Below are 11,772 nucleotides of genomic sequence, written 5' to 3'. Positions count from 1 at the left end.
TTTTTTATGTCTAATAATTTCTGATGTTTAAAAACTATATAAAACAAAAAATCCGTTCTAAAAAGAACGGATTTTTTATATGATAAATTAAAAGAATATTAATTACTATACATAATATCTCTATTATCTTCTACAGCTGAAGCTTCTTTAATAGCTTCGTAAATTTTATAAGTTAATCTTTTTCTAGACTCAGCAATTCTCTTTCTGTTTGCATCATAATTTGGCAAAGCTGTTGGTAATTCTTTATTAGTAAGTTTAAAAGCATAAACTCCTCTTGTACCTTCTATTGAATTGTAAATTTTATTTAGCTCTGCATTGTACATTGCACCTACTATTTTAGGCTCTACTCCTACTCCAGAAAGTGTAGGGCTTTTTAATGTTACATTACTTGCTGTTCTAATACTTACACTGTTTGCAGTAGCAATTTCAGTTAAATCTGAACCTTGTAATTTATCTTTTAATAATGCTGCCTTCTTTTCGTTTATTAAAATAGGCTTAACTCTACCTGCTGCTTTTGTTACAGACATTAACCCTTTAGATTCTGCAGCAGTAACAACTGCAACAATATGACTACCTTCTAAATCAAAACTTTTAAAACTACCAATTTCTGAATCAGTATTAAAAGCCCAGCTTACAATTTGTCTTTGATTACCAATTCCTGGTACATTTTCATCTAAAGATTTTAAACCAACAGCTGGTTTAGTAATATAATTTTTCTCTTTAGCAACTTCAGAAAAATCATTTCCTTGAGAAACTGCTAATTCAAATTCTTTAGCATTTCTAAATACAGCATTTTCAGTTGCTTCAGAAGCTTCAATTTTTCTACTAAAAGTAGCTAATTTTAAAACTTTTTGTTTGTTTTTCTGATCATCAATTTTAATGATATGAAAACCAAATGGAGTTTGCACAACACCTATATCTCCTTTTTTACCTTGAAAAGTATAATCTCTAAACTTAGGCGTCATTCTAGCATAATTAAACCAATCTAAATCTCCTTCTTTTGCACCTGAACCTAAATCCGAAGAAAAATCTTTAGCTAAACTACCAAATTTACTTTTTCTTCTTTTAACAACATTATAAAGACTATCTGCTAATTTTTTAGCTTCTTCTTCTGTTCTAGTTACATCTGCAGCTGCACTTTGAGCTCCCATATAAGGGATTAAAATATGACTTGCCTTAACAGAGTCTGGCATTTGAGTAACTTCTAAAACTTTAGAAATTTTAAAATATTCCTTGTCTTTGTATGGACCAACAACATCACCTTTATTACCATCAAAGATAAGATTTGCTACTATTTGATTTACAGAACTTTTATATTGATAGTTAGGATTGATACTAGTATCAGAATCATTTTCTGATAAAAACACTGCATCATTATCTGTAGTTTTAAAATCTTTTATTAAAGTTGCAACATCAGCTTTTATTGCTTGCTCATCTTCTGAAGATGCAACAATATCAAACTTTACATAAGATATATCTCTAGATGCTTCTACTTTAAAGTCATCTGAATGTGCTTTAACATATGCTTCAACTTCAGACTTTTTTATTTTTACTAAACTATCTGCAATAGAAGTATATGGTACATATACAAATTGAGCATTTAATTTAGTGTTCTCTATCATATATTCTTGCTCTCCTTCTTTTAAAGAAGCTCCTAAACCTGCAGTTACTAAATTATTATAAGTATCTCTTTCAGAATTATCTCTAATTTGGTTCATATAACCTGCCCATTGAGACCACAATTCTGTATTATTCTCTTTAGTATCTGCTAAAAATTGTTTGAATTTAGATTCATCAAATAAACCTGCTTCGTTTTGATATTGAGGATTACTTTGTACAAATTGTGCACTTACTACTTGATTCCAAACATCTTCTTCACCAATTGTAATACCTGCTTGATCTAATTGATTAGAATATATTTTTTTTCTAACAATATTATCCCAAACAGTTTTGGCTGCTTGCATTTCAGAAACTCTATTACCTGTTTGTTGCTTATATGCTTCTAATTCATTTGCAAATTCTTGTCTTGAAATTGCTTCTCCATCTACTTCACCAATTTCATTTACTTTACTTGAGTTAAAAAAATCTCCAAGTGTTGATGGATCTAATACAAAAGCAAAAAGTGCTAATCCAATAATGATAAGTAAGAACATTGAACGTTCTCTAATTTTTGATAAAATTGCCATTCTTTTTATTTATTTTCAGTGGGCGAATATACGATTTTTGGTTTTAATTTTGCAAACCAATTAACACTAAATAGTTAGTTGAAATATGTTGTTTTTTTTGACGCTAAAAAGAAGGTGATTTTTAATCTTCTTTATTAGATAATTTTATGGAAACTTCATTAATTTTTGCTCCACTCATTTTTAAGATTTTAATCTCAAAACCTTCAATATCAATTAATTCTTTTTCTTCGGGTATATTTTCTGTGTGCTCAATAATAAAACCTCCTAAAGTTTCGTAAGCTTCAGATTTAGGAATATTTAAATCATACTCTTCATTTAAATAATCTACCTCTAACCTTGCAGAAAAGTTAAATGTATCTTCATTTATTTTTTCTTCTAAAAATTCTTGAGAGTCGTGTTCATCTTCAATTTCACCAAACAATTCTTCTACAATATCTTCTACAGTTATCATACCAGAAGTACCTCCATATTCATCAACAACAACAGCAACACTTTTTCTTTTTTTCATTAAAGTGTTTAGAATATCATTAATCATCATAGATTCTGGCACAATTTCTAAAGGCAATAAAATAGATTTTATAGATTTTGGTTTTTTAAATAATTCGAATGCATTTACATAACCAACCACATCATCTAAAGAAGTTTTGTAAACCAAAATTTTAGACAAACCAGTTTCTATAAAAATCTTTTTTAAATTTGTTACTGTTTCGTGCATTTCTACAGAAATAATTTCTGTTCTTGGCACCATAACTTCTCTAGCTTTTACATTCTGAAAAACTAATGCGTTTTGAAAAATTTGGATTTCAGAATCCATTTCATCATCATCATTACCTGTTTCTAATTGTTCATTAATATAAATACCTAATTCTTCTTTACTAAACTCTGTTTGTTGTTCGTCTGCGTTTGTTTTAAAAAAAACACGCAGAAAAAAGTCAGAAATCATTGTAATAAACTCAGAAAAAAAATGAAATAAATTATAAAAAATATATGCAGGAAAAGCAAAAACTTTTAAAACCTCATTTGCGTAAATTCTAAAAATTGCTTTTGGTAAAAACTCTGCTGTAACTAAAATTACAATTGTAGAGATTATTGTTTGTAGAAGTAATAAAGAAAACTCGTTAAATGGATTTGTGGGTATAAATCTTAAAAGAAATTCGCCCATATAATAACTGTAAATTACCAAAGAAATATTATTACCCACTAACATTGTAGTAATAAACTTTGATGATTTTTGAGTTATTTTAGTAAGTATTTTAGGTATAAAACCTTCTCTTTTCTTTTCTAATTCTATATGCATTTTGTTGGCAGATACAAATGCAATTTCCATACCTGAAAAGAACGCAGATAACAAGATTGATATAATAATAATTATGAGTTCAACCTCCATTAAAGATTTATATTATTTCTTATTTTGATTATTTCTTTGCTGAACTTTTTTTCTAAAATGTCTTTTAAAGAAAAACACTAATGTAATAAAAATTGCAAAACCAAGAAAAAAATATGCTCTTGTTCTCTCTGAATTCCAACGAACTATAGCTTCTATTACACATATAAAAGCAACCATTAAATATCCGTATTGAAAAAATTTCCAAATTTTATTCATAATTTATTCTTCTGAAGTTTCTAATTTACCAGTTGTTTTTTTAGCCAAGTGCTTTGTTAAATCGTCTTTAGACTCAAAACCAATACCAAAAATAGTGTCTTTTTCTTTAGTAAGTTTAAATGCTTTTTCTGATACAAAATATTTTGTTTTCTGATCCCAAAATAATTGTTCTGTTTCTAATCTAGAATTATCTGTATGATTTACAACAACTACATTACCTCTAATTTCTGATATAGATGTTGTTGCGTATGAAAGCGCATAATCGCCTATTACTGTAACAGAATCTAACCCTTTATTTTCGAAATTAATTATTTTAATACCTGTTGGGAACTCTCTGTAAGGATGCTCTTTTCTGTTACTAAAATCTAACATTAAAGGCGTAATCAATTTAGATGTTACTCTGCCAGAATCTTTATAAACATGAAATGCATTTTTAGAAGTACCAATTGGTAAATTTTTATCAGCCAAAAAATCTCTAGCTTTTTGGGTATCTTTAGAACAAGAAAAAAACACTACTGTTAAAATAACAGCAGTGCTTTGTAATAATATTTTATTTTTAATTCTCATTATTTGCCACTAGAAGCAACCTTAACAGTTTCTCCAATCCAACATTTTATTGTGTAAGACTCACCTACTTTTCTATTTGCTGTAAAAATCACTTTTTTACTTGGTAAGTTAGCTCTATAAGTTGCAATGTATTTTCTTGCTGTAGAAGAAATACTTGGATCTACAGAAGATGCTCTTTGTGCTTGTCTTAATGCAGCAGCATAAACCATTCTTTTTTCAAACTCATCAGAACCACAACTATTTACACTAGATTGATATGCTCTACCAATTAACAAATATGCTTTACCGTAATTTGGGTTAAATTTTAAAGCTTCTCTTGCTAAACTTCTAGCTTTAGATTTTTGACCTCTAGCTAATGCTGCTTGTGCAAACTTTAATTTTGTTTTTGCTTTCTTTAAAGGATCTGTTTCTAAATCAAATGCTTTTTGTCTCATTTCAGCAGCACCACTTGCATCTCCATTCTTTTCTAAAATACCTGCGTAAAAAGAATAAGAATCTGGTGAAGGTGTAGCCTCTGCATAAGCTTTAGCTAAAGTTTCGAATAAAGGATCTTCTTGACAACCTTTATTAAACATTCTAGATACTGCTCTTCTTAACCATACTGCATTTGTTTTATTTGCTTCGAAATCTCTTTGATAAATTGGTATTAATCTCTCGCAAGTTGCAATTACAGAAATAATATTATCTAAACCACCCTCTACTTGACCTAAAGCTTTAGAGTTAATAGTATAAGCTCTTAAATATCTTTTTTCTTTTGCGCTTAAAACTTTTGTTGAATCTGCTGTAAGTTTGATAATTTTCTTAGTATAATCATCTAATTTTTCTCCTACAGATTCAATTACGTCATCATAAGTATCAAAAACCTTTTGTGGTTCTACATCTTTATATTTATCTGTAACTCCTTGAAAATATTTGTAAATATTTTTTACACTCATATCCTTAGGAGATATTTTATAAGCAGTTTCTAAAATATTGAAAACCTCATCATCAGAAGCTAACTTATTTTTAATTAAATAAGTTGCATAATCACTATGTGCTTTTGCAAGATTATTTTTAGTATCATGGTGTTCTGGAAAATACTTAAGTCTTTGTTCGTAAACTTTTTTAGCTAAAACAGGATCTTTCTTAACATCTTCTGCTAAAGTAGAACCATTTTTATAGATGTTTACAGATAAATCTTGACAGTTTTCCATTAAGTATGTCCAATTTACAAAAGCTTCATCGTATTTTTTAGACTTAAAATCTCCTCTAAAAAGATTGTACTTAATTTGACATTCTCTATTTGCGTCTTCTTGTGCATTTGTTTTTGCTGTAACTAAAAATGCTGTAACAGCTAATAAAAACGTAATTTTCTTCATTTTTTTTTATTTTTTGTTAATCTATTTTCCTTTTTACGAACCAATTGTCTGTCAAAGATAAACTTAATCTAAAATTAAAATAATTTTCTTGTATTAAATTATTTTCAGTGGTTCCTCTTTTACCAAACTCAAACCCAACATTTACTGTAGATAATTGTTTCAGTGGTATACCTAGACCAAAAGACATGCCAAAGTCATTTATCTCTGTAAAATTTGAATTATTTCCTGAACCATCAACCAATAAACCAGTATTTTTATAGCTAACTCCTGCTCTATAGGTCACTCTGTTCCAATAACTTGAAATAGAATTAATTTTAGGTAAATAAAAACCTCCTAAAGATAACCTGTTAGAATTACCATATCTATATGCTCCTGTAGTATTTGCTAATAAACCAGAAGTAGTAATTGCATCTTGATTTTCATACTCTAAACCTGCATACCATTTATCTAATTCTCCTACACCAATACCAATTGTAGTATTAATTGGTAATTTAAAACTACCATCAATGGCTGTTATTTTATCACCATTTTGATCTGCAAGAGTATCTCTAATAAACTCACCACCTGTATTAGTAAGTGTTAAACTATAGATTAAACTCTCTCCTGTAACATCTATGTCATTACCTAATTTAACACTAGCACCTGCATTTAAAATTAAATTATTTTTTAATTTATGTTCATATTGTGCACCCAACTTAACAGACAATCCTTTAATTTCTGTATCCTCTTTATATTTTGTAGCTAATGATACATTTGCAATTTGATTGGTAATACTATTTTCAATATTTCCAAAATTGTAATCACCTTCAATACCTAGAGATAAACCTTTATAAATTTTAATACCAAAAGCTGCATGAAATCTATTTACACCACCATTTCCTTCAAACAAAGAAATTTCTGTAGTATTACCATCTGCATCTACAGTACTATTAGATAAAGAATATCCAACAGAAGAAATTGGTTGTAGCCCAAAAGAAAAACCTGCTGTTTTACCTATAGGAAAAGCCAAAGCTATATAAGACAAACTTGTAGAAGTACTACTTTGTTTAACATCTCCACTTTTTATTGTTAAATCGTTATTTAACAATCCAAATCCGTAAGTTGTGTACCTTAAATTAGCATAAGCCGCAGGATTTGTAAAGTTTAAATATTTGTAATGGCTAAAAGCAACACCAATACCCCCCATTGAGCTTTGCTCTACTGTAGTAGCACTAAACTCATCTCCAATACCAAAATAAGAATATGGGGAAGAACTTGTTCTTTGTCCCATAAAAGTCAAAGAAGTAAAAAGTAAAACAATTATTACAATGTTTCTAATCATTTGTTTTTGTTAAAAATCAATATTTCATTTAATCCTTCTAGGAGAAAATTTTGATTGGCAAATATGCTACTTTTTAATTGTTTTGACAAGAAATTTGTGTCGCCACCTGTTAAAACGACTGTTAAATGTAAATATTTCTTTTTGTATTGTTGTATTACGCCCTCAATTTCTTGAATTACACCATTTACAACACCAGAATTAATACTTTCTTTTGTACTATTTCCAATAAAATTATCAGGTATATTTGTTTCTAACAAGGGTAACTTTGCTGTAAGTTGATGTAAAGATTTATATCTCATCTGTATTCCTGGAGAGATTGCTCCTCCTAAATATTCATTTTCTTTGTTTACAAAATCGAAAGTAATACATGTTCCTGCATCTATAATTAAGATATTTTGTACTGGATATTTTATCACTGCACCAAAAACCAACGCAATTCTATCTACACCTAAAGTTTCTGGAGTTCTATATAAATTCTTAAAAGGTGTTTTTATTGCTGATGAAATTAACGTTAACGAAACTAATTCTTGGAGTTTTTCTGTCTTTTTTAATGAGATTGATGATACTGAAGACATAATTGCTTCATCAATTTGAAATTTTTTTAATATTTTTTTTACTTCGGATATAATCCTATTTTTATTAAAAACGAGTAATTCAATAACTTTATCATGCTCAAAAACAGCTACTTTTACTCGAGTGTTACCAATATCAATAATCAGATTCATTTTTGTTTTTTATATAAATTCAAAAATACAATAGATTTTTTTCATTTTTTTGTAGGAGATGTAAAAAAACATATTATATTTGCATCCGCTAAGGCAATGGTACCTTAGCTCAGTTGGTAGAGCAAAGGACTGAAAATCCTTGTGTCCCTGGTTCGATTCCTGGAGGTACCACTTAAAAACCCAAACTTATGTTTGGGTTTTTTTTGTGTTTAAAATTTAATTTAAAATATCTTTTACAATTTTTAAATGATGATTTGTATGAATCTTTAAAAACTGCAAAGCTTGCTTTTTATTCAATTGTTTAAAAATTGGATGCACAAAATATTTATTGTTTTCTAGATTTTCAAGTAACTTTAAATTTGTTTTCACCAATTCTATCTGATCTACTAAATCTTGCTTTAAAATAGATTCTGGAGGCAATACTCTTTTAGGAGCTTGCACCTTACCTCTAGGAAAAATACCTAATGCAAAAGTTATAACCCTAGAAAAACTGAATGCTTTTTTATAAGCTTTAGGGTCTGAATTAATTAAAAACTCTGAAACACTATTTACAACTTTTAACGAATGATCTAAGTGCCAACCAACATTAGCTTTAGAAATCTTTGAATTTTCTTTATCAAAATGAATCAGGTAATCTTCTATTAGCTTCAATTCTTTATGCATAATTTATTCTAATTATATTATTTTAAATATAAGAAAAAATCCAACTAAAAGCTGGATTTTAATAAAAAGACTATTGCATTTTTTGAAGATTCACTAACTCCAAATTAGTTAATTCTCTCCATCTACCTCTTGGTAAATTTTTCTTAGTTAATTCAGCAAAAATTACTCTATCTAGTTTATTTACTTTGTAACCTACGTGTTCAAATATTTTACGAACAATTCTGTTTCTACCAGAATGAATTTCTATACCAATTTCTGTTTTTGGTTCTCCATTTACATAAGAAACAGCATCAATAAACACTTTTCTACCCTCAATAACTACTTCTCCCCTAAGTTTCTCTAAATCTTTTAATTCTAATTTTCTATCTAAAGAAGCATGATAAAGTTTACGAACATTGTGTTTAGGATGAGTTAACTTTTTTGCTAAATCACCATCATTGGTAAATAACAATAAACCTGTTGTATTCCTATCTAATCTACCTACAGGATAAATTCTTTCTTTAGAAGCATTTGCTATCAACTCCATTACTGTTTTACGACCACGATCGTCATCCATAGTAGTAATGTAATTCTTTGGCTTATTTAGTAAAATATATTTCTTTTGTTCTGGCGAAATTGCAGTACCATCAAAACGAACAACATCATTTGGTTGTACTTTGTAACCCATTTCTGTTACTAGTTTTCCATTTACCTCTACACTACCATGTTCTATATATGTATCTGCTTCTCTACGTGAACAAATACCAGAATTTGCAATGTATTTATTAAGACGAACCCCAGAAGTTTCATCAGATTTTTGAGTAGGTTTTATTTTTTTGTACTCTTTTTTAGCACTTTTTCTGTTTAGAGGAGTACTTTTTTTTCCCTCTTGTCGTCTTCGCGACGAGTTTTTATTTGAATTCATTTTTTAAAATTTTTGCAAAGGTAAATAAAGAATATCTCGAAACCTAAAATCCTAATAATAAAGCTAAAACCAATTTTATTACTTTGGTTTAAATATAAAATTGAAAAGATAAAGGTTAATTCAATTTATCTATCACTTTTTCAATAATTAAAGAAGTATCAATAAATACCAAACAAAAAACACCTACAAGAAGTAATAATTTTAAAATGTTGTGTAAAAATCTATATTGACTTCTTTTAGTTGATTTTAAAAGATAAAAACCCACAAAAATTAAAGTTATTAAAGCAAAATAAAAATAATATTTCATATAACTCAATTCAGGATAACTAAACAAAATTACAACAGGGAAAATAGTTAAAAAGAGAAGTGCAAAACATAGTTTTTTTGTAATCTTCTCTCCATAAGAAACCGTAAAAGTTTTGTAATTATTTGCAATTGCACCTGTTAAATTCTCTAATTCTTTAATTAATTCTCTGAGCATAATCACTAAAAACAAGAAAACAGCGTGCACAAAAATAATTTTTGAGAAATTTTTATAATACACAAAAATGGCAAAAAAAGGTAAAATTGTGAGTATTGTTGCTGCTAGTAACCCTCTAAAAGGATGTTTCTTTAAATTGTGAGAATAAAACCAAATGGCAAAAATATAAATTCCAAAAAATAAAGCGGCTTTCCAAGAAACTAAAAAGCCAAATACAAAACCTATAAAGTTTAAAGTAAAATAAAGCGATAATTTGGTTTCTTGTTTTATGTAATTATCCAAACCCGATTTAAATGGTCTGTTAATTCTATCTACTTGACTGTCGTAAAAATTATTGATAATATAGCCAGAAGCTACAACACAAACAGTGGCAATTACAATATAAAAAAGGTGTAAATCAAAAACAACGGAAGTCACCGAATTTTGCGAAGAAAAAATAAATATAGAAGCTAAATATTGGGCAAAAATCAGTACTAAAATATTGTAACCTCTTACAACAGATAATAAGCTGAATATTTTTTTAAAAAAAGTCTTCGTTTTTGAAGCACTCATAAATGCTTTTTTAGAATCTATAAACCAATTCTAATTTATAATTTTCTAAACTTTTTTGTGCTTTTTCATAATCTTGAGTAAACCCTAAAATATAACCTCCACCACCAGAACCACAAAGTTTTAAATAATAATCATTTGTGCTAATTCCTTTGGCCCATACTTTATGAAAAGCATCAGGAATCATTGGTTTAAAGTTTTTAAGTACTACTTTGGATAAACTTTTAACATTGCTAAATAAAGATTTTACATTGCCTTGTAAAAAATCTTCTATACATGCATCTGTATGAATGGAAAATTCTTCACTTAACATTTTTCTAAACCCTTCGTTTTTCATCTTATTCATAAAAATGTTAACCATTGGTTCAGTTTCTCCTGCTTGTTCAGAATCTAATAGAAAAACAGCACCTTTACCTTCTTTTTGAGATGGAATACCAGCTGGCTCTATATTTTCTTTAGAATTGATTAAAATTGGTAAACTTAAATAAGAATTTAAAGGATCTAAACCAGAACTGTTTCCGTGAAAAAAAGATTCCATTAAAGAAAAAACAGCTTTCAATTTTAGTAGTTTTTCTCTGGTTAAATTCTCTAAAACTGTAATTTTATCATTTGCATATTTATCATAAATAGAAGCAACTAAAGCACCAGAACTACCTACTCCATAGCCTTGTGGAATGGAAGAGTCAAAATACATTCCGTTTTCTAAATCTGATTTAAATTCATTTACATTAAATGTAACTAAATCTGATTTTAAATTAGAGATATAATCGTAATATTTATATAAGTTTTGATTAGAAGTTTTAGAAATACCTTCTAAATTTTCTGAAGTTTTTAAAGCACCTCTATAGGTATTGTAAGGAATTGCTAAACCTTTAGAATCTTTTATAATTCCATATTCTCCAAAAAGTAGAATTTTAGCATAAAATAAGGGTCCTTTCATTTCTTTTTCAATTAAAGTACAAAAATACGAATTAATATCTAAAAGTAAGATTATCAATCATTTTTGTAGAAAAATTTCCAAATCCCGACTTTTTCCCCATCTTTATATCTTCCTTTAGATTTTATTTTTCCGTTTTTATAATACGTTTTCCAATTGCCGTCTTTTGTTCCGTTTTTATACTTTCCATCTACTTTTAAGTTTCCGGAAGCATAATATTCATTGAATTTTCCATCCAATTTACCATCAACAAAATAAGTTTTCCTGTAAACGGTTTTGCTTTTATAAAAATAAGAAACACCACCATCTCTTTTATTTCCTATTTTGTAATAAACAGCTTTTGCCTGACTTGTAACTTTTAAGTTTTTATCTAACCAAACCGTTTCTTGAACTGTAAAAGATGATGTTAAAAAAATAACTATGAATCCTAAAATTAAAGTTGAACCTCTCATAATACGTTATGTTTTTACTACTTCAA

12 protein-coding genes and 1 tRNA gene are annotated in these 11,772 nt (G+C 28.0%); 1 reads left to right on the top strand and 12 read right to left on the bottom strand.

The annotated features are described in order from the left end of the window. Positions 1-98 precede the first annotated feature (98 nt). The 7 genes from KO506_RS00830 to KO506_RS00800 form a co-directional block, all read right to left on the bottom strand. A complete protein-coding gene (locus KO506_RS00830) occupies positions 99-2,186 on the bottom strand; it encodes a peptidylprolyl isomerase (RefSeq protein ID WP_215993013.1) in 2,088 nt (695 codons plus the stop codon). A 121-nt stretch (positions 2,187-2,307) separates the two neighbouring features. Beyond that, positions 2,308-3,573 (bottom strand): hemolysin family protein, encoded by a 1,266-nt coding sequence (locus KO506_RS00825; protein WP_215993012.1) that lies wholly within the window; start codon positions 3,571-3,573, stop codon positions 2,308-2,310. A 12-nt stretch (positions 3,574-3,585) separates the two neighbouring features. Beyond that, complete coding sequence (locus tag KO506_RS00820; protein WP_215993011.1) at positions 3,586-3,789, bottom strand: hypothetical protein; 204 nt, start codon at positions 3,787-3,789, stop codon at positions 3,586-3,588. Positions 3,790-3,792: 3 nt separating this feature from the next. After that, positions 3,793-4,356: an LPS export ABC transporter periplasmic protein LptC gene (gene lptC / locus KO506_RS00815; protein WP_215993010.1), complete on the bottom strand. Its 564-nt coding sequence runs from the start codon at positions 4,354-4,356 to the stop codon at positions 3,793-3,795. After that, positions 4,356-5,714 (bottom strand): tetratricopeptide repeat protein, encoded by a 1,359-nt coding sequence (locus tag KO506_RS00810; RefSeq protein ID WP_215993009.1) that lies wholly within the window; start codon positions 5,712-5,714, stop codon positions 4,356-4,358. Before KO506_RS00810 ends, lptC begins: the two co-directional genes overlap by 1 nt. Positions 5,715-5,730: 16 nt before the next feature. Continuing rightward, entirely contained in the window at positions 5,731-7,035 is a 1,305-nt protein-coding gene (locus KO506_RS00805; protein WP_215993008.1) for a hypothetical protein, read from the bottom strand. Further along, positions 7,032-7,760, bottom strand: a complete 729-nt coding sequence (locus KO506_RS00800) for a type III pantothenate kinase (protein WP_215993007.1) — start codon at positions 7,758-7,760, stop codon at positions 7,032-7,034. Before KO506_RS00800 ends, KO506_RS00805 begins: the two co-directional genes overlap by 4 nt. 98 nt (positions 7,761-7,858) lie before the next feature. On the opposite strand from KO506_RS00800, the gene KO506_RS00795 reads away from it, so the two are divergent. After that, positions 7,859-7,931 (top strand) — tRNA-Phe (locus KO506_RS00795). A gap of 45 nt (positions 7,932-7,976) precedes the next feature. On the opposite strand, the gene KO506_RS00790 is transcribed toward KO506_RS00795, so the two are convergent. From KO506_RS00790 to KO506_RS00770, 5 genes are all read right to left on the bottom strand, one after another. After that, complete coding sequence (locus KO506_RS00790) at positions 7,977-8,423, bottom strand: DUF1569 domain-containing protein (protein ID WP_215993006.1); 447 nt, start codon at positions 8,421-8,423, stop codon at positions 7,977-7,979. Positions 8,424-8,493: 70 nt separating this feature from the next. Then, positions 8,494-9,327 carry a pseudouridine synthase gene (locus KO506_RS00785; RefSeq protein ID WP_215993005.1) on the bottom strand — a complete coding sequence of 278 codons (834 nt, stop codon included), beginning with the start codon at positions 9,325-9,327 and terminating at the stop codon, positions 8,494-8,496. Between the two features lie 115 nt (positions 9,328-9,442). After that, positions 9,443-10,225, bottom strand: a complete 783-nt coding sequence (locus KO506_RS00780) for a geranylgeranylglycerol-phosphate geranylgeranyltransferase (protein WP_436836406.1) — start codon at positions 10,223-10,225, stop codon at positions 9,443-9,445. Between the two features lie 145 nt (positions 10,226-10,370). Continuing rightward, on the bottom strand, positions 10,371-11,297 hold the full coding sequence (locus tag KO506_RS00775; RefSeq protein ID WP_215993003.1) for a mevalonate kinase family protein: 927 nt from the start codon (positions 11,295-11,297) through the stop codon (positions 10,371-10,373). Positions 11,298-11,350: 53 nt separating this feature from the next. Then, complete coding sequence (locus KO506_RS00770; protein ID WP_215993018.1) at positions 11,351-11,746, bottom strand: toxin-antitoxin system YwqK family antitoxin; 396 nt, start codon at positions 11,744-11,746, stop codon at positions 11,351-11,353. Positions 11,747-11,772 lie beyond the last annotated feature (26 nt).

Origin of the sequence: Polaribacter vadi (assembly GCF_018861005.1) — a bacterium.
Lineage (GTDB): Bacteria > Bacteroidota > Bacteroidia > Flavobacteriales > Flavobacteriaceae > Polaribacter > Polaribacter vadi_A.
This window is presented reverse-complemented; position numbering and strand designations above follow the sequence as displayed.

Bases quoted from the DNA above. Each gene is read 5' to 3' on its own strand.
- KO506_RS00770 (WP_215993018.1), bottom strand. From the start codon at position 11,746: ATGAGAGGTTCAACTTTAATTTTAGGATTCATAGTTATTTTTTTAACA.
- KO506_RS00800 (WP_215993007.1), bottom strand. From the start codon at position 7,760: ATGAATCTGATTATTGATATTGGTAACACTCGAGTAAAAGTAGCTGTT.
- KO506_RS00825 (WP_215993012.1), bottom strand. From the start codon at position 3,573: ATGGAGGTTGAACTCATAATTATTATTATATCAATCTTGTTATCTGCG.
- KO506_RS00810 (WP_215993009.1), bottom strand. From the start codon at position 5,714: ATGAAGAAAATTACGTTTTTATTAGCTGTTACAGCATTTTTAGTTACA.
- KO506_RS00820 (WP_215993011.1), bottom strand. From the start codon at position 3,789: ATGAATAAAATTTGGAAATTTTTTCAATACGGATATTTAATGGTTGCT.
- lptC (WP_215993010.1), bottom strand. From the start codon at position 4,356: ATGAGAATTAAAAATAAAATATTATTACAAAGCACTGCTGTTATTTTA.
- KO506_RS00790 (WP_215993006.1), bottom strand. From the start codon at position 8,423: ATGCATAAAGAATTGAAGCTAATAGAAGATTACCTGATTCATTTTGAT.
- KO506_RS00775 (WP_215993003.1), bottom strand. From the start codon at position 11,297: ATGAAAGGACCCTTATTTTATGCTAAAATTCTACTTTTTGGAGAATAT.
- KO506_RS00785 (WP_215993005.1), bottom strand. From the start codon at position 9,327: ATGAATTCAAATAAAAACTCGTCGCGAAGACGACAAGAGGGAAAAAAA.
- KO506_RS00805 (WP_215993008.1), bottom strand. From the start codon at position 7,035: ATGATTAGAAACATTGTAATAATTGTTTTACTTTTTACTTCTTTGACT.
- KO506_RS00830 (WP_215993013.1), bottom strand. From the start codon at position 2,186: ATGGCAATTTTATCAAAAATTAGAGAACGTTCAATGTTCTTACTTATC.